Source organism: Sphingomonas sp. CFBP 13733, from assembly GCF_014841795.1.
Classification (GTDB): Bacteria; Pseudomonadota; Alphaproteobacteria; order Sphingomonadales; family Sphingomonadaceae; genus Sphingomonas; species Sphingomonas aerolata.
In genome coordinates this window covers 684310-701469 of the sequence record NZ_JACYUP010000003.1, presented here as the reverse complement: position 1 = coordinate 701469, position 17160 = coordinate 684310, and the positions used below count along the sequence as shown (strand labels likewise).

16 protein-coding genes are annotated in these 17160 nt (G+C 63.1%); 2 read left to right on the top strand and 14 right to left on the bottom strand.

Annotated features, from left to right (window positions below; all coding sequences use genetic code 11):
• Positions 1-2 precede the first annotated feature (2 nt).
• The 5 genes from IFT71_RS11865 to argH are packed head-to-tail and all read right to left on the bottom strand — an operon-like array spanning position 3 to position 4610.
• Complete coding sequence (locus IFT71_RS11865) at positions 3-956, bottom strand: zinc transporter ZntB (protein WP_192140988.1); 954 nt, start codon at positions 954-956, stop codon at positions 3-5.
• Positions 953-1723 (bottom strand): NAD(P)-dependent oxidoreductase, encoded by a 771-nt coding sequence (locus IFT71_RS11860; protein WP_192140987.1) that lies wholly within the window; start codon positions 1721-1723, stop codon positions 953-955. The genes IFT71_RS11865 and IFT71_RS11860 overlap by 4 nt, the downstream gene beginning before the upstream one ends.
• Positions 1720-2982 carry a diaminopimelate decarboxylase gene (gene lysA, locus IFT71_RS11855; protein WP_192140985.1) on the bottom strand — a complete coding sequence of 421 codons (1263 nt, stop codon included), beginning with the start codon at positions 2980-2982 and terminating at the stop codon, positions 1720-1722. The genes IFT71_RS11860 and lysA overlap by 4 nt, the downstream gene beginning before the upstream one ends.
• 12 nt (positions 2983-2994) lie before the next feature.
• Positions 2995-3246, bottom strand: coding sequence for a hypothetical protein (locus IFT71_RS11850; protein WP_192140983.1), 252 nt, complete (start codon positions 3244-3246; stop codon positions 2995-2997).
• Positions 3243-4610, bottom strand: coding sequence for an argininosuccinate lyase (argH, locus tag IFT71_RS11845; RefSeq protein ID WP_192141284.1), 1368 nt, complete (start codon positions 4608-4610; stop codon positions 3243-3245). Before argH ends, IFT71_RS11850 begins: the two co-directional genes overlap by 4 nt.
• A 73-nt stretch (positions 4611-4683) precedes the next feature.
• Here argH and IFT71_RS11840 point away from each other — a divergent pair, with 73 nt between their 5' ends.
• Positions 4684-5274, top strand: coding sequence for a TlpA family protein disulfide reductase (locus IFT71_RS11840; protein ID WP_244654878.1), 591 nt, complete (start codon positions 4684-4686; stop codon positions 5272-5274).
• 293 nt (positions 5275-5567) lie between these two features.
• Here IFT71_RS11840 and IFT71_RS11835 read toward each other — a convergent pair whose 3' ends face one another.
• Positions 5568-6002 (bottom strand): VOC family protein, encoded by a 435-nt coding sequence (locus IFT71_RS11835; RefSeq protein WP_192140981.1) that lies wholly within the window; start codon positions 6000-6002, stop codon positions 5568-5570.
• A 163-nt stretch (positions 6003-6165) separates the two neighbouring features.
• On the opposite strand from IFT71_RS11835, the gene IFT71_RS11830 reads away from it, so the two are divergent.
• Positions 6166-6372: a hypothetical protein gene (locus IFT71_RS11830; RefSeq protein ID WP_192140979.1), complete on the top strand. Its 207-nt coding sequence runs from the start codon at positions 6166-6168 to the stop codon at positions 6370-6372.
• Positions 6373-6694: 322 nt separating this feature from the next.
• On the opposite strand, the gene IFT71_RS11825 is transcribed toward IFT71_RS11830, so the two are convergent.
• The 8 genes from IFT71_RS11825 to IFT71_RS11790 form a co-directional block, all read right to left on the bottom strand.
• A protein-coding gene (locus tag IFT71_RS11825; protein ID WP_192140977.1) for an IS3 family transposase occupies positions 6695-7866 on the bottom strand; the annotation gives its coding sequence in 2 pieces (ribosomal slippage) (positions 6695-7602 and positions 7602-7866; 1173 coding nt in all).
• 378 nt (positions 7867-8244) lie between these two features.
• A complete protein-coding gene (locus IFT71_RS11820) occupies positions 8245-9288 on the bottom strand; it encodes a hypothetical protein (protein ID WP_192140975.1) in 1044 nt (347 codons plus the stop codon).
• Between the two features lie 218 nt (positions 9289-9506).
• Positions 9507-11726: a GumC family protein gene (locus tag IFT71_RS11815; RefSeq protein WP_192140973.1), complete on the bottom strand. Its 2220-nt coding sequence runs from the start codon at positions 11724-11726 to the stop codon at positions 9507-9509.
• A 14-nt stretch (positions 11727-11740) separates the two neighbouring features.
• Positions 11741-12496, bottom strand: coding sequence for a polysaccharide biosynthesis/export family protein (locus IFT71_RS11810; protein ID WP_244654877.1), 756 nt, complete (start codon positions 12494-12496; stop codon positions 11741-11743).
• A complete protein-coding gene (locus IFT71_RS11805; RefSeq protein WP_192140971.1) occupies positions 12493-13824 on the bottom strand; it encodes an O-antigen ligase family protein in 1332 nt (443 codons plus the stop codon). Before IFT71_RS11805 ends, IFT71_RS11810 begins: the two co-directional genes overlap by 4 nt.
• Before the next feature lie 99 nt (positions 13825-13923).
• Positions 13924-14310: a hypothetical protein gene (locus IFT71_RS11800; protein ID WP_206757447.1), complete on the bottom strand. Its 387-nt coding sequence runs from the start codon at positions 14308-14310 to the stop codon at positions 13924-13926.
• Between the two features lie 457 nt (positions 14311-14767).
• Positions 14768-16060, bottom strand: a complete 1293-nt coding sequence (locus tag IFT71_RS11795; RefSeq protein WP_192140967.1) for a nucleotide sugar dehydrogenase — start codon at positions 16058-16060, stop codon at positions 14768-14770.
• Positions 16057-17115: an SDR family oxidoreductase gene (locus IFT71_RS11790; RefSeq protein ID WP_342212642.1), complete on the bottom strand. Its 1059-nt coding sequence runs from the start codon at positions 17113-17115 to the stop codon at positions 16057-16059. Before IFT71_RS11790 ends, IFT71_RS11795 begins: the two co-directional genes overlap by 4 nt.
• Between the last annotated feature and the right edge of the window lie 45 nt (positions 17116-17160).

Sequence of the window (17160 nt, the reverse complement as noted above, 5' to 3'; positions counted from 1 at the left end):
CGCTACCGTTCGAACCAGTGCCGCTGGACGAAGTAGATCACGATACCCAGCGCGATCACCAGGCAGCCGCCCGCGATCGCATCGAACGCCCAGGGCTCCTCGGCAAAGGGCAGCCCCTTCACGTTCATCCCGTACAGCCCGGTCAGGAACGTCAGCGGCAGGAACACCATCGCCGCGACCGAGATGATCAGCGATCGATTGTCGATCTGTTCCGCGCGCAGGTCGGTCAGCGCCTCGTGCGTCAGCGCGGATCGCTCGCGGATCGATTCGAGCTCCTCGGCCATCCGCGCCGCGCGGTCCGCCGCCGCCGCCAGATGCAGCCGGTCGTCGTCGCGCAGCCAGTCGCCGGGCAGCGCGGCCAGTTTCTCGAGCGCGGCACGCTGCGGATTGAGAAACCGGCGATAGCTGATCGCCGCCACGCGGACCTCGCTGACGGTGCGGCGCAACGCGAAGACATGCTTGGCGTCGAGCCGCTCCTCGCAATCGTCGAGCTCGTCGCCGAGCGCCGCCACCTCGGGGTCGAGATCGGTGGTGATCGCGGTTGCGAACGCGGTGATCAGGTCGCCGGGATCGCGCACCCGCCCCGCCTCGACTTCCTTCTCGACCAGCGGAATCGCGATCAGCGGCTTGCGCGTCAGCGAATAGACGCGTCCCTTGACCACCCAGATGCGCAGCGACGCGAGCAGGTCGGACGAATCCATCTCCTCGTTCGTCCGCCCGCGCAGGTTGAGGAACGCCCCCTCGCCGACCGCCTCGCAACGCGGCCGCGTCTCGGTCGCGGTCAGTGCGTCGATCACATAGGATTCGAGCCCGGCCTCGTTGCGAAGCCAGGCCTGCGCCTCGTCCTCGGTGGTCGACAGATGGACCCAGACCAGGTCACCGCTCGCGGCGGGCGCCGCCTCGACCGCGAGCCGCGACGCGACTCCGTCAGCGACCTTGAACCCGAACCCGCTCACGCGCGCATCGCCACATCGACGACCAGCCCCGAACCCTGCGCATCAGGCGGCGCATCGCACGGGATCCGGGCGGCATCCGCGCGCGCGCGATCGAGGATCGCCGGCGGCACGTCGCTGCGGTGATAGACGCGGTCCGCGCTGGCGAGCGCCCGCGCCTGTCGCAATGTCAGATCATCGGGATCACGCGATGCGAGTGTCATCCGGACGATCGTCCCGTCCTGTACCGATCCCCCTGCCAGCCAGCCGGCCACGTCGCGCGACGATCCGAGCGGATCGAGCACGCCCCCCGGCGCGAGCGCATCGGCCAGCGCACGCCGTCTGGCGCCGCTATTGGGGAAGCGCGTGCGCATCGCCCCGCGTGCGCGCTGCAGTGCGCTTGCCAGCCCGCCCAGATCCGCCGGCACCAGCGCCTCGAGCTGCTGCCGCAGTGCCGCCGCCAGCCCGGCCGACGCGCCGCCGGTCCCGATCGCGATCAGCACCGGCTCGCGGTCGACGATCGCGGGCAGCGTGAAGTCGCAATGCTCGGACCGGTCGACCGCGTTGACGAGCACACCGCGCGCCTTCAGCCGCGCGACCGCCGCGAGCGCCTCCGCCTCGTCGTCGATCGCGACGATCGCCAGCGCGGCCATGGCGGCCTCATCGGTGACGACGTGAGCGCCGGCGCGGTCGAGCAGCCGGCGTTTCGCGTCCGCCGCCTCGCCCTCGCCCAGCAGGATGACCGGGCGGCCCGCCAGCCGCACGAACAGCGGCAGGCTGTGCAGGCTCACCGCTTGAGCCATTCGGGCACGCGCTCGGCCGCCAGAATCGTCTCGGGCTCGATCCGGTCGGCGACCACCGCGAACCGGTCGCCATCGACCAGCACCTCGGGCACCAGGGCGCGGCTGTTATAGGTCGACGCCATCGTCGCGCCGTACGCGCCTGCGGTGCGGAACACGCCCAGATCGCCCGACTTCACGACGTCGATGTCGCGCCCCATCGCGAAGGTGTCGCCGGTCTCGCAGACCGGCCCGGCGATGTTCGCGGTCATCCGCTCGCCGCCCGGCTCCACCGCGACGAAGTCGTGATAGGCGTCGTACATCGCGACACGCGCGAGGTCGTTCATCGCCGCATCGACGATCACATAGGGGTTGGTCACGCCGGGCTTCACCCAGATGACCTTGGTCAGCAGAACGCCGGCGTTCCCTGCGATCACGCGCCCCGGCTCGAACATCAGCTCGACGTCCCAGCCCGCGGTCGCACGCGCGACCATCGCGCCATAGTCGGCCGGGCTCGGCAGCACGTCGTCGGGCTTGTAGGGCACGCCGAGACCACCGCCCAGATCGACCCGGCTGATGACGTGCCCCGCCGCGCGCAGTTCTGCGACGAGTTCGCCGATCCGCGCATAGGCCGCCTCGAGCGGGGCGAGATCGGCGAGCTGGCTGCCGATATGGATCGCCACCCCGCGCAGGTCGAGCCCCTCATGCTTCGACAACCGGTCGAACATCGCCGGCGCCTGGTCGATCGGCACGCCGAACTTGTTCTCCTTGCGCCCGGTCGAGATCTTGGCGTGCGTGCCCGCATCGACATCGGGGTTCACGCGCAGCACCGCCGGTGCACGAATGCCGCGATCGCGGGCGAGTGCGGCGAGCACCTCGCCCTCTTCCTCGAGCTCGAGGTTGAACTGGCCGATCCCGGCATCAAGCGCGCGGGCGAGCTCGTCGCGGGTCTTGCCGACGCCCGAAAACACGATGTCCGACGCGGGGATACCCGCCGCCAGCGCGCGCGCCATCTCGCCCGCCGACACCACGTCCGCGCCGTAGCCCTCATCGGCCAGGACGCGCAGCACCGCGACGTTCGGATTGGCCTTGATCGCATAGGCCAGATGCACACGCCCCGCGCCTTTCAGCGCTTCGCGGAACACCTGCGCGTGACGGCGGAACGTCGCGGTCGAATAGACATAGACGGGCGTCCCGACCGCCTCGGCGATCGCGGGAAGCGCGACGTCCTCGACATGAAGGACGCCGTCGCGATAGTGGAAATGGTCCATGCTGGCCTGTGATCAGTTGGAAGGCGGCAGGTTGAATTCGTCGCTCCGCCGCTCGCGCGAGCTGGTGAGCAATTCATCACTGCGTTCGGGGCGCTGCTGCGGCGTCGGTGTCAGCAGCGCGGTCGGCGTCGGTGTCGTCTTCGCCCCGTAAGGCGCGACCGGCAGCGATTTGCCGGGCGCGGGTTCGAGCCCGTCGGCCGCCCCGCAGGCGGTCAGCGACAGACCCGACAGGGTCAGCCCGGCAAGAAGGATCAGGCGTATCATTCGCTCGTCTCCCGTGCGGCGCGGATCGCGGCGCGTACATTGTCGGGCGCGGTGCCGCCGAAGCTGGTCCGGCTGGCGACCGACGCATCGACCGACAAGACGCCGTACACCCGGTCGTCGATCCGTGCGTCGATCGCTTTCAGATCCCCGATCGACAAAGCGTCGAGCGCGATGCCCAGATCCTCCGCGCGTTTCACCGCACGCCCGGTCACATGGTGCGCCTCGCGGAATGGCAGCCCCGCCTCGCGCACCAGCCAGTCGGCCAGATCGGTCGCGGTCGCAAACCCCGCCTCGGCCACCGCGCGCATCCGCTCGGTCCGGAACGTCGCGCTCTCGACCATCCCGGTCATCGCCGCGATAGACAGCGCGAGCAGGTCATGCGCCTCGAACACCGGCGGCTTGTCGTCCTGCATGTCCTTCGAATAGGCAAGCGGCAGGCCCTTCATCGTCACCATCAGCGCGGTCATGCACCCCATGATCCGCCCCGAATGCCCACGCACGAGCTCGGCGGCATCGGGATTGCGCTTCTGCGGCATGATCGAGCTGCCCGTCGACCACTGGTCGCTGAGCGCAACGAAGCCGAAGGGCTGCGACGCCCAGAGCACGAATTCCTCCGCCAGCCGCGACAGGTGCAACGCGCACTGGGTGGCCGCGACGAGGTAATCGAGCGCGAAATCGCGGTCGCTGACCCCGTCGAGCGAGTTGGTCATCGGCCCGTCGAAGCCGAGCGCATGCGCGGTCATCTCGCGGTCGATCGGAAAGCCCGTCCCCGCCAGCGCCGCCGAGCCGAGCGGCGAGCGGTTCATTCGCACGCGCGCATCCGCAAACCGGCTGACGTCGCGCGCGATCATCGCGTGATACGCCATCAGGTGATGGCCGAGCGTCACCGGCTGTGCCGATTGCAGGTGCGTGAACCCCGGCATCACGCTCGCGGCATGCTCCTCGGCCCGCACAAGCAACGCCGCCTGGAACCCGCCGAGCGCCGCGAGCACCTGATCGATCGCATCGCGGACCCAGAGCCGAAAGTCGGTCGCGACCTGATCGTTGCGCGACCGCGCGGTGTGCAGCCGCCCCGCGACCGGACCGATCGCCTCGGCCAGCCGCGCCTCGGTCTGCATATGGATATCCTCGAGGACGAGGTCCTCGGTGACGCCATGGGCGGCATAATGCGCCGCGACCCGGTCGAGTCCCGCGGCGATCGTCGCGGCGTCGTCGGGCGAGACGATACCCTGCGCGCCGAGCATCGCGACATGCGCCTTGGAGCCGGCGATGTCCTGCTTCCACAGTCGCTTGTCGAAGGGGATCGAGGCGTTTATCTCCCGCATGACCGCGGCCGGACCCTCGGCGAAGCGTCCACCCCACATCGCATTGGAGCCGTCCATGTCCTCCCCTTCTCTGCTCTCAAGGGCGTCGATCGTCTGTCTCCTGGGTAGCGCAATGCTGATTGCGGGCTGCGATAGGAAATCGCCGGCTCCGGAGCAAGCAAACGCGGCAGGTCCCGCCGCCGGCCCCGCTGCTGGCAACACCGCGACATCGGACGAAGTCGCCGCTGCGCCCGACGAAGCGACCGGCACCCCCGCCGCCCCGGTCGACAAGATCGACCGCAGCCACAAGGGCGAGACGGGGCCGACGACCAGCTTCACCGCCCCCGATGGAAAGTCCGTCACGCTCGCCAGCTTCAAGGGCAAGCCGCTGCTGCTCAACCTGTGGGCGACCTGGTGCGCGCCCTGCGTCGCCGAGATGCCGACACTCGATGCGGTCGCGGGCGCAATGAAGGACAAGGTCCAAGTCGTCGCGGTCAGCCAGGACCTTCAGGGCGCCGAGAAGGTCACGCCGTTCTTCGCGCAAAAGGCGTTCACGACGCTGAAACCCTATCTCGACGCCAAGGCCTCGCTCAGCATCGCCTATCAGGCGAACCTGCCGACCACGATCCTCTACGATTCAGACGGGCGCGAGGTCTGGCGGATGCTCGGCGGCTATGAATGGAACACCCCCGCCGCGGCAAAGCTGATCGCCGAAGCCAGCTGAACGCCCCGCACGACGATGCACCGCTTTGCCGCGAAAGCTGGAGCGGCGCGTCATCGGCATGCAGGGAACGCGTACCTTTCGGCGCGAAATCCTGCGCCCTCGGGTACACTCACTCGGTATCACGCGTGTACTCTCCTCTGCATCGGGACCATGAGGAGCACCTGACGCCGGACACGAAAACCCATGCTGCCCGCTGCACCGGGTTTCGGACTATGTGTCGGCCCGGACAAACCTGCCCGTTGTCAGCGCCATCGGCGCAGGGCGGGTTCCTGATTGGGGCGGGGTATAGCGCCTCAGGTCGATTCCCCCGAGTCACGGTACACAGCCTCGATATTGTTTCCGTCGGGATCATACATGGAGGCTGCATAGTAACCCGCGGGGTAGCCGTCCGAACGGAGACCGGGAGCACCGTTATCCACCCCTCCGGCAGCCAGCCCGTGGCGGTAAAAGTCTTCGACAGCTTTGCGGGATGTAGCGCGGAACGCGGTGTGTTGCTTCACGTCGGTTGGATGGAAGATGTCGAGCCAGAACGCGGGATATTCGGTACCGAAAGCAACGCCTGCCAAGTCGGCGTCGCCATCGTCCGCCGGCCCCATAGTCGAGTTGATTCGCATGACGACTTCAGCCCCCAGGGGGCGAAGTGCTGCTTCGTAGAACCGAGCAGATCGAACGATGTCAGTGACACCGATGCCGGTATGATCAAGAAGCCAATTGGACGCGTCTGCCATCGGATCTCTCCACCGGATTACTGCTCGCTTTATCGGATAATGCCCGGCAACATGGTCGCTTCGCAAGCTCGACTGGCCTGCTTGGAGCTCTAATCAGTCACTTGACGAAACAGAACATGCGCCCGCAATCTGCTGACGCTTCCCGTGATGCAAGGACACGATGATGGTTCTCATGTTCGCGCTCCTGCTCGCAACACCGCAAGGATGCATCGATACACGCCGCGAATGCCGCGCCTGCACGACGACCGATGGCAAGCAGCGTTGCTCGAACCCGGGCATCGCGTGCCAGCCTCTGACCCGCCTGTGCCGCCCGACCACCGACATGGCCGCCGCGGAACGCCCCAAGACCGCAAAGCCAGTCAACCGCTAAGTCCGCAGCGATGTTGCAAACCCGCGAATGGGGGATCAGCACCTATACGGCAGAACCGCACCCGGCCGCTCCCAAAGGACGGCACGCCGCCGCATGCCTCTGTCATGGCGGTCCGGTCTCGGCGTCGAAGGGTGAAGCTGTGGAGTGGCAGTATAGCTGCGGCTCTCCCCCTCAGCGCTAATTTTTTGCTACAAGCCGCAGACGCATAAGCCTGCGTTGATCTCTATTTTCCAGTGACTTACCGTCCATGCTTTCTCATGTCAGCGTAATCGGCGGACGTGCTGGCCGTGAGCAGCCCCCACCGGGCGGTCCGGGTAGATAGTTAATGCATTGTCGCCTCCGCCGCCATTGCCGGGCGTAGGTGGAGCGAAGCGGAGCCGGAGGCTGGCAATGGCAGGGTCGCCCCGGCTGACGCCGGAGGTCGATAGCCCAGACTGCTGTGCGGTCGGACGGTGTTATAGTGACGCCGCCACGCCTCGATCAGCACCCTTGCCCCGGCGAGGCTGTAGAAGATCTCGCCGTTGAGTAGCTCCTCGCGAAGCGAACCGTTGAAGCTCTCGTTATAGCCGTTTTCCCATGGCAAGCCCGGCGCGATGTACAGCGTCTTCACGCCGACCTGGCCGAGCCATTTCTGGACCGCGGTAGCGATGAACTCGCTGCCATTGTCCGACCTGATATGCGCTGGCGGACCTCGCGTAATGAACAGCTCGGCAAGCGCTGCCAGCACGTCGTCGTGATTCAACTGACGTGCGACGATCAGCGCCAGGCACTCCCTGCTGGCCTCGTCGATGATCGTAAGGATCCAGAACTTGCGCCCGTCGTGCGTTCGCGCTTCAACAAAGTCGTACGCCCAGACATGCCCCGGATACTCTGGCCGCAGCCGAATGCACGAGCCGTCGTTCAACCACAGCCGGCCACGCTTGGGTTGCTTCTGTGGCACCTTCAGCCCCTCACGCCGCCAGATGCGTTCGACACGCTTATGATTCACCGACCACCCCGCGGCATTCAGCAGTGCGGTCACCCGACAATAACCGTAGCGTCCATACTGCCCGGCCAGCGCAATGATGTTCTCAGCCAGCGCCTGTTCGTCGTCGGCCCCGCACGGCACCTTGCGCTGCGTCGACCGATGCTGCCCGAGCACGCGACACACCCGTCGCTCGGATACGTCCAGCACCTCTTTCACTTGGTCAATGCAGCGTCGGCGCCGCGCGGGGCTTAAAAGTTTACCCGTGCCGCCTCCTGCAGGATCAGCCTGTCCAGTGTCAGGTCGGAGATCGCCCGCCGCGGCCGCAATTGCTCCTTCTCCAGATCCTTCATCCGACAAGCCTGATCCATCTTCAGGCTACCATATTCCTTGCGGCAGCGGTAGTAGGTTTGCTCGCTGACCGCGATCCGCCGACACGCCTCGGCGGTCGTCCCGCCTTGGCCCAGGACGATTTCAACTTCACGCAGCTTCCCGATGATCTCTTCCGGCTTGTGCTTTTCCGCAGGCATTCGTCGTCCCCTCCTTCATCCAGACTTTCATAGTCGATGGACCCCTCAGAAGGGGACAGCTCAAAGAGTGCGGGAAGCGACCATACGAGAGCGTGTGCCACGCTCGATTTCGCCACGCTACCTTTATGTCCGAGAATGATACTTATCGGACATAGGGTGAGGAGACTCGTGTAATTTGGCCTTCTAGGAACCGGACTAATCGCCTTAGAGCCCGACCAAATAGTGCGTTGGGCGATTTGAGTAGCTTGTGACCCACCAAGGGTCGCGAAGACAGCGAGGATTCCACGATCTTGACCGAAACCACTCGGTGCGAGCATGACAGAAGCCGGCTGCGATGTAGGCACTGCCCCGATGAGAAAAGTCTTCCAACCGCAGCGTTCAGTGCGTTGCTTGTCCTGCTGGCGACAACGTTATTCGATCGATCTGTCCTGAAGTACCCCCGATTGCATCGGACGCCCGCGCGAAAAGGCTCAGCGTCTGCACCGGGCAGTCCGTAGGGACCACCAGCGTCCCTACGAACATCCCACCCGCCCGCGCCGAATTAGGGACGACTACGCGACCGAGTTCGCGCTCGTCTCCGCGGCAGATCAGCGTCCAGTAAGGCAGCGCGCGCGCGTCCTGTGCAATGCCGTCGCTGTGGCCGGAAAGGCGGTAGGATCCGGGCGGAAGGAGTTGGACCTGTTGGAGCACCGGCCCGCCGATGCTTGCGGGCGCCGAGAATTCAAACGTGCCGCCATCGCGGGTGCGCTGGATTGAAGCGGCGATGCTGTTGTCGCTGAGAGTAGCCCAGTCGAACGCCGACGGCGTCTCGATCATCGCCGTGAACCGTGGGTCGCGTACCCGGGCGCGGGTCGCACCGGGCCGGATCGCGGCATAATAGCGCCAAGCTTGATCGAAGTTGCCGATACTGAGCAGCAGGTTGACGAGCGAAGTCTGCGCCGTGGAAGGGATCGCGACACCGTGCACCTGCAGGGCGCTGAACAGCGCCGCGGTGTTTTGCGGATCGTCTTTCTGGGCCGCGGCGTAGCCGACGAAACTATTCGACCATGGCGGGTTATTGGCGAGCTTGCGCACCAGGGCTCCGCGGATCGAAGGATCGCGCGAGGCCTGCGCTAGCACCGGATAGAGCACGTCGCTCATATCCGGCTTGGTGCGTAGCGTGATATCGTACCAGCGCAGTGCCCCCCCAACGTCACCGCGCCCGACTGCGTCCTCGATCGACCATAATTGCGTCGTAATGTTTCGGCGCGAGAGCATCTGAGCATAGGAGAACAGCCGTCGTGCGTTCGCGATGTCGTTCTGGGCCAAGGTAACGACACCGAGCGTCGCTGCGGCAGAAACGGCGGTCGGATCTTGGCGCAGTGCTGCGCGCGACAGCGCCCCCGCCTCAGCCCGTCCAAGAGCGCCAATTTCTGGCGTCATAAGGGAGGAGGCGCGGGTAGCGCTCAGACGCCCGTCATAGGAGACGAGCGCATTAGCCGCCTGCGGCCGCGACCTCGCTACGACCTGCGCGACCGAGAAGACGACACTCTGATACCCCAGGACGGTTACGCCGCAGGCCAACAAGATGCGACCAACCCAGTCGCGGGTCGCGCGCCGTCTGCGTCCAGCGTGATGCGTTCGGGTTGACATGCGGGGGCTCAGCCCCGGCCCTTGGCGACATCCGTCACCCGCCCATAATTATAGCCATATTCATAGCCATAACCGTAGGTCGCGCGGCGTGCCTCGAACTTAGTTAGTACGCCACCAAAGATCCGCACATTAGCGGCCGCAAGACGACTCAGGGCAGTTTTGACCTGCGTCGCGCGAATACCGTGCGACTCGACCGCATAGACAACACCCTCGACCTGGGCGGCGATTAGAGGCGCGTCCGCGAGGCCCATTACAGGCGGGCCATCAATGACGACATGATCGTAATCCTTGAGCAGCCGGTCGATCAGCATGGCAAGACGGGTTCCGGTCAACAATTCCGCCGCGTTCGGGGGGATCGGTCCTGCAGACATCGCGGTGAGCCCGAGATCGGGCATCTGAAAGGTCAGCGGCTCGATAGCTTCTTCGCCCGACAGAAAATTGCTGAGCCCGCGTTCGTGCCCGACGTTGCCGAGATGGTGGATAGAAGGCGAGCGCATGTCGCCATCGACGATGATCACCCGCTTGCCGGCGCGCGACAGCATCGTCGCGAGCGCGAGCGCGGTCGTCGACTTGCCTTCTGCAGGTCGTGTCGATGTGACCGAGAAAGAGCGCGGCGCGCCATGCTCGGTCGTAAAGCTTAGGTTAGTGCTGATCGCAAGATAGGCGTCTACAAGATCTGACTTGCGATCGAGCAGTTCGTCGCGCGGCTCGCGATCTTCTTTGGTCTTGGGCACGGAACCAAGTAGCGACAGGCCAAGTTTGCGCTCAACTTCGCTTGGATCACCGAACGCTTCGTCCATCTGCTCAAGTGCGAGAGCGGCACCCGCGCCAAGTACGAGACCTGCCAGCAACGACAGGAATAGGTTAATTAGAAGTCGTGGACTCGATGGCTTTTGTGGCTCGTTAGCGGCATCTACAATTGAAATGTTGTTGACGCCCACCCCGTTGGCGACGCCAATCTCCTTGTAGCGCTGGAGCAGCCCGTCATACAGTGCGCGGTTAGTGTCCACTTCCTGCTGAAAGATATTATACTGAATCGAGCGTCTACGGTTATCGAGGTAGCTCAGCTTCAATTGATCAACCTTCGTCTCCAGCGCGTTTTCACGCGCAGTCGCGGCGCGATAGACACCTTCGATCGATCCCGTTACGCGCGATTCCTCACGGCTGACGGCACGGTCGAGCTGGTCGATCTGTGACTTTAATGCTTGAGCGGCGGGATAACCGGGCTCAAACTGGACCATCATTTGCTGATATTGCGCAGCGAGTTCAGCGCGGCGCTGGCGCAGACTATTGATGGCAACGTTGCCAAGCGCTTCGGTCGAAGAGCCGCCCGCGCTTCCTGACCGGTAGCGCGCTTCAGCCTCGATCCGGTCTGCGGTTGCCTGCGTCAGCGCTGTATTGAGCGCGGCGAGATTGTCTGCGACGATAGAGCGCTCAGATGTGACCGTACCGTTGCTACCGCCCTGCGCAGGCAAATTAATAATTTGCTGCTGCGAGGCGTAACCCACAAGCTGACGCTGGCTTTCGTCTAGCCGCTGCTTTTGGAGCTGCAACTGCCGCTCAAGGAGATTGCGGCCATAGGAAGTTGCTTGAACCTTGCGCTCAAGATTAGTTTGGATGAAGTTCTCTGCCCAAGCATTCGCGACGCGGGCCGAGAATCCGGCTTGCGGGCTGGTGACGGCGATGTCGACGAGACGTGACAACCGCGTAGGATTGATTGATACATTTCGCAGTAATATTTCGCCCGCCACGCGCTGACGCTCGGCGCGTCCTGCTGCAACATAACGGTTGCTGGTTTGCTTGAATGCAGGATTATCACTCTTTAGCCCGAACATCGCGAAGAAATCGGGATCATCGACAAGCCGCAATTGCGTAGCGACGCGCTCAGACAACGCACGTGACTTTAACAAACCGTATTGAGTCTGATAGAATTCCTGGTCAGCGATTCCAGCTTCGCGCTCAACCCCTTGAATACTTGTCACCTGCGAAGCTTCGCGAGCGATCTCCACGGTTGCCGTGGCGGTGTACTTTGGCGTCATTAGCAAAGTAATGATCAGCCCGATGACGATACACGCGACCGTCACGCCGATGATGAGATATTTCCAGCGCAGCGCGATCCGCAAATATTGCTGGATTAGTGGCGAACGCTCATTCTCTATCGATCGCGGCGCGACGGACGCCCCCTCCCCGACGGAGCCGGGCTGCAGGTTTAACGGGAGGACATTCATGCGCTTGCTAAACCTTAATTCAAGATCGCGACTAGGGGGGCGGCGAGGAGCGGGGCCAGCGAAACGAGATCGCGGAAGCGGCGCCTTTCTGGGGAGTCACCGACCACGACGACATCATTGGCGTAAATTGCCGGGTCGTTGTAGGCCCCGCGTCGGATCGCGTCGATATTGTAGAGCCCTGCCATCTTGCGTCCGCCAACGGTGCGTAAGATCACAACGTCATCCTGTCTCGCAAACTCAGCCAATCCTTTTGCTGAGGCGATCGCGCGCAGTAGCGTCATCTGATTGGTGACCGGGTAGAGGCCGGGCTCCGTAACCTGTCCGTCGATCGTAACGACCTGACTAACCGAACTCTTGATGTTCACTGTAACGTCGGGATTACGCACGTAGCGCCCGCGCAACGCGTTTTCAATCATTTGCGCAAGTTCCTGCGCGGTGCGTCCGCGGGCGTCGATTGTACCGATTAGCGGTATCGCGATCTGGCCGCCCGCATCGACCTGCACTTCGCGACTGAGGTCGGGGACGTTGAAGACGTCAATCTGGATCGTGTCGAGCGGGCCGATCAGCGACTGCCGGTCGGCTGCGGTCAGGTCACGCCGTTCCGGTGCGGGCAATGCCGCACTGTCCGGGACAACGGTGAGTTGGCCGGTCGAAACCAGCGGCTCTTGGTGCGCGCATCCGGTAAGAGCGGCGACCCCCAAGAGGACAAGGCAGATCTTGCGCATACGCGGAAAAGTTACTCTGACGATAGGAACAGGAAAGAAGCTCATAGGTTGCGCCCCTTCGAGGGTAAAGCTGCTTTCCCCATACGATTATCCCTGCGCCCTGCGTTTCCGAGCCAGATTGCCGCAATGATCGTCGTCGCCATGATGACCGGCGTGCGTGCAGGATAATCCACGATGCTCGCAAGCAGAATCAGCAGCAGCGTCGCCGAACCGAGCTTTGGCAGCACCGCATCAGCGCGCCATGCCCCAATACTCCGCCACAGCCACCAGCCGACCGCGGCAACAAGCAGGAGCAGCCCGGGAAGTCCGGCAGTCAGAACGATTTCGAGAAAGTCATTGTGAGCATGATTGAAATAGGTCGGTTTCAGCAGCGCGAATGGCTCGTGGATGCGAAAGACAGGATCGAAGCTCCCCAGCCCCGTTCCGAACGGAAAATAGGTACGGATAATTGCTAGCACGGTTGGCAGACCGCGGCTGCGCATGTCCTCGCCCGTGTCCATTTCGACTAAGCGCTTGATCGATACCGCGCGATCTGCCGCGACGATCACAAACACAAGGATCGCGATCAGCGTAACGATTCCAATGCCGATCGCAGGCAGCGCCCAGCGCGGATAGCGACGGAGCGCAGACTTCACACCACGCCGGGCGATGATCAACCCTAATACGAGCGCAATTCCCCCGAGCACGATGCCCGCGCGTGATCCCGAAGCTAGAATCGTAAGAACGAGCAGTAGAACTAGCCCAAGTGCAATCGGTGCACGCACCCGCGACGCACTACCAGCTTCTACTCCCCACATCGGCGCAGTAAGTAACCCGATGGCGAGCAACAGCGCGAAATGGTTGCGGTTTGCGATCATGCCATCGACCACACCGGGCGTTCCGTTAACGAGCGGGTTGACCAGTTGCGCGCCGGTGAATTGAAGCAGGCCTACCAATAGCGCGAGGCCGATCACGGTCAGGACGACGAATGGAATCAGGCGTTTCTGGTCTTCGCGTATGCCCGTTGCGAGCACCAGCACCGCGAGGGGCGTAACAAGTGAGAAGAGCGCGTTTACCGTCGCGCCGGGCACCAGCGACAGCGGTCGCCACAGATCGGGTGGCGACACCAGCGGATCGGTGAACGCCGCACGGCCTGGCAAGGCACGCCATACGCCCGGGGGCAGGGGTATAAGCTGCGCCACACACAGCAGGATTGCTGCGACGAGGAATAGCGTTGCGCCTTTTGCCTCCTCGATCCGCGGACGCCGCGCGAACAGCACGGCGACCAGGATCGCGCTCCACGACGCAGCGCGCACGATAATCTGCCCCGTCACGTCCTCTCGCGAGGCGCCGCCCGCCAGCCACAGGATGACGAACAACGCCGCGAGCAGCATGAGAGAAGGGTCGGGACTGAACCGCGTACCTCGTAGACGTGAAATAGCCATACCCACCCCTAGGTCAGCAAACAGCGCAAGGGAACTGGCAGCAACGCGTCAGCGCGGTCGCGTGGCGTTAGCGTGCGGCCCTATGGAGCTTTGCGATGAGGCCCCGAACGTCTGCAACATGGACGAGGAAGTCGACGTGGACAATGGCGAGAGCGTCGTATCGGTGCCGATCCGCGCATTGTCGGTCGCTTGCACAGCAAAGGCCGCGGCCGGATCGCTCGTACTGTCGGGGCGATAGCGTTCGACGCGAAGGCTTAGGCGCGTATCGAGCCGACTGTTGACCCGGTTGTTGATGCGGTTTGGATTCAAATTCGCAGGCTCGCCCCTGGCGTTGAGCCGCGCGCCATAAGCCGTCGCGGTATCGCGTGCCGTACGAGTCTGTGCGTCCGCTGCGACACTGAGCCAGGGGGTCGCGATCGCAAATGCCGCGAACATGGTGATATGCCAACCGGTCGGTGCCCATCCGGTTCGAGATATTTCGTGCGGCTTCATTCTCTTCCATTATCGCAGCAAAGAGCCCGCGTCACGGTCCAAAAGATCTACGTAACGACATGTCATGTTGCGAGGCCGTGATGTTGCCGACAAGGATCAGACCGTTGCGCTCGTGTTACGGATGCACCACGGCACCCACTACGCCTGACATCATGATGAGGCGACTTTTATAGTCTACGTCGAAGAACCATGACACCGGCAGGAACGCTGAAGCACTCAGGCGCGATCGTCAAGAATGCTAGGTGCCCGCAACAGCCTGACCAACACAGACACGCCGATCGGAGATATAGTAGCCTGAAAAGAGCAGGCCAGCCGTGCGCCGTTGTGCTACGCCTGCTCCAAGGTTTCCTTCACGCTAAAATCAGCGCGACCGGCATCGATACGAATATGGAGCGCCCAGCTAGAGGGACCAGTAGCGCAGCGTTGACGGCAAACAACTGCGATCAACAAACGAACGGACATCGACTACCACCCCACCTGACCGCAACCGATCGGCGAGGCCGGGTATCCAATCTCCGAACTCATCGTGTGGAACTGCGAATATTACCGCGTCAAGGTCGACAAAGGCATCTGCCTCGGACAGATCAATGCCATATTCGTGCCGCGCTTCTTCCGGGTCAACGCGTGGGTCATGGACCAGCACGTGTGCACCCGCTTCCCTTAACGTTTCAATCACGTCGGGAACCTTGGAATTGCGCAAGTCGGGGACGTTTTCCTTGAAAGTTAGACCGAGCACGCCAATTCGAGACTGGGCGCTCGTGTCGGTGATCTTACTGTCCTTGATCATGGAGAGCGCTTTGTGCGCAATAAACGCGCCCATGCCGTTGTTGACCCGGCGACCCGCAAGAATCACCTCGGGCATGTAGCCAATCTTTTCGCTGGCATGGGTCAAGTAATAGGGGTCGACGCCAATGCAGTGCCCACCCACCAAGCCGGGAGAGAAGCGCAAGAAGTTCCACTTGGTTCCCGCTGCGTCCAGCACGTCGCGGGTACGGATGCCCATCCGGTCAAGGATCAGCGCGAGCTCGTTCATCAGCGCGATATTGAGGTCACGCTGAGTGTTCTCGATCACCTTGGCAGCCTCAGCCACCTTGATCGAGGGCGCTTCGTGTAACCCGGCGCTGACCACGGAACCGTACACCGATCGCAACCGAGTAAGTGTCGTTTCGTCCTCAGCCGCGATGATCTTGGTAATAGTATCGAGGCGATGCTCCTTGTCGCCGGGATTGATGCGTTCAGGCGAATAGCCAAGGAAGAAATCGCGGCCGCGTATCAGGCCCGAATGTTCCTCCAGCAGTGGGGCGCAGACATCGTCGGTGACCCCGGGGTACACAGTGGATTCGAACACCACAACCGCACCCGAAGTGAGATACGGCGCAATTAACCGGCAAGCACTCACCACCGGGGTAAGATCCGGCTCATTCGCATCGTCGATTGGGGTCGGCACCGTGACAATGAAAAACGTGCATTCCGCTAGGTCGGCCGGATCGCTCGTCACCTGCAGGCTGCTGGCGGCTAAGCGGGCGCCCTCAATCTCGCCGGTCCAGTCGTGCTTGTCGCGTAATGCTTCCACGCGACGCTGCGAGACGTCGAAGCCCACAACATCCTGGTACTTTTCCGCCAAGGCGATGGCTACCGGCAGGCCGACATAGCCCAAGCCGACTAACGCGATTCGTTCGTTATCGTTCTTCATTCAGCGTCTTTCCGGACAAGGTCGATGTACCAAGGCATAGCATCGCGCAGCCCGGCATGGAGATTGTGGGTCGGCTGGTAATCAAGCAGACGGCCTGCCTTACCGATGTCGGCCAGGCTGTGCTGCACATCACCTGCTCGCGCGGGGCCGTGAGCAATTGTGGCGGTGGTAGCTACGCCTTGCTCGGACAGAGCTTCACCGATCGCGCGATGAAGATCGTTCAGCGACGTGCGCTGGCCCACCGCGATGTTGTACACCTCGCCCCAAGCTTCCTTTGGCGCCAAGGCTGCGCGGATGTTTGCCTGGACCGCGTTGGCGACAAAACAGAAATCACGGCTTGTCTCGCCGTCACCGTTAATGCGCACGTCTCCGCCCGTGATCATTGCCTTGACCCACAGGGGAATAACCGCTGCGTAAGCACCATCCGGATCCTGGCGTGGACCAAACACGTTGAAATAACGCAACCCGATCGTCTGCTGGCCGTAAGTGCGGCGGAAAACGTCCGCATACACCTCGTTGAATGCTTTGGTGGCAGCATAAGGCGACAAGGGACGACCGATCCGGTCCTCGATCTTAGGCAAATTGGGCTCATCGCCATAGGTCGAGCTGGAAGCGGCATACACGAAGCGAACATCGTTCCCTTCGCGCCGCGCCGCGTCAAGCATGTTGACGAATCCTGACACGTTTACCTCGTTGGTGGTCAGGGGGTCTTCAATCGAGCGCGGCACCGAGCCCAGTGCCGCCTGGTGCAGTACATACGACACGCCGCGGCAGGCGGCACGGCAGGTGGCTGGGTCGCGGATGTCGCCTTCAACAAACTCGAATCGGGCCCAAGCGTCTTCGCCCACCTGACCGCGCACCTCGTCGAGATTGTGCGGGTGGCCAGTTGCAAAATTGTCCAAGGCGCGCACGCTCTGACCAAGACGCAGCAGCGCCTCGACAATGTTGGAACCGATAAAACCCGCGGCACCCGTGACAAGCCATAGGCCGCCGTTTGCCTTTATTTTAGCGTCGAGCGTTGGATCGCTCGCCGCCCATGCTGGTTCGTAACTCACGCTCGCTCCCTCTTTGGTCAGGCTCGCCTAATTCGGGTCGCCCGG

What these genes read in the sequence shown, in the direction of transcription:
- lysA (WP_192140985.1), bottom strand. Translation starts at nt 2,982, where the DNA reads ATGGACCATTTCCACTATCGCGACGGCGTCCTTCATGTCGAGGACGTC.
- IFT71_RS11835 (WP_192140981.1), bottom strand. Translation starts at nt 6,002, where the DNA reads ATGGCAGACGCGTCCAATTGGCTTCTTGATCATACCGGCATCGGTGTC.
- IFT71_RS11800 (WP_206757447.1), bottom strand. Translation starts at nt 14,310, where the DNA reads ATGTTCGCGGCATTTGCGATCGCGACCCCCTGGCTCAGTGTCGCAGCG.
- IFT71_RS11850 (WP_192140983.1), bottom strand. Translation starts at nt 3,246, where the DNA reads ATGATACGCCTGATCCTTCTTGCCGGGCTGACCCTGTCGGGTCTGTCG.
- IFT71_RS11820 (WP_192140975.1), bottom strand. Translation starts at nt 9,288, where the DNA reads ATGACGCCAGAAATTGGCGCTCTTGGACGGGCTGAGGCGGGGGCGCTG.
- IFT71_RS11795 (WP_192140967.1), bottom strand. Translation starts at nt 16,060, where the DNA reads ATGAAGAACGATAACGAACGAATCGCGTTAGTCGGCTTGGGCTATGTC.
- IFT71_RS11840 (WP_244654878.1), top strand. Translation starts at nt 4,684, where the DNA reads ATGCTGATTGCGGGCTGCGATAGGAAATCGCCGGCTCCGGAGCAAGCA.
- IFT71_RS11805 (WP_192140971.1), bottom strand. Translation starts at nt 13,824, where the DNA reads ATGCTGCTCGCGGCGTTGTTCGTCATCCTGTGGCTGGCGGGCGGCGCC.
- argH (WP_192141284.1), bottom strand. Translation starts at nt 4,610, where the DNA reads ATGTGGGGTGGACGCTTCGCCGAGGGTCCGGCCGCGGTCATGCGGGAG.
- IFT71_RS11830 (WP_192140979.1), top strand. Translation starts at nt 6,166, where the DNA reads ATGGTTCTCATGTTCGCGCTCCTGCTCGCAACACCGCAAGGATGCATC.
- IFT71_RS11815 (WP_192140973.1), bottom strand. Translation starts at nt 11,726, where the DNA reads ATGAATGTCCTCCCGTTAAACCTGCAGCCCGGCTCCGTCGGGGAGGGG.
- IFT71_RS11810 (WP_244654877.1), bottom strand. Translation starts at nt 12,496, where the DNA reads ATGAGCTTCTTTCCTGTTCCTATCGTCAGAGTAACTTTTCCGCGTATG.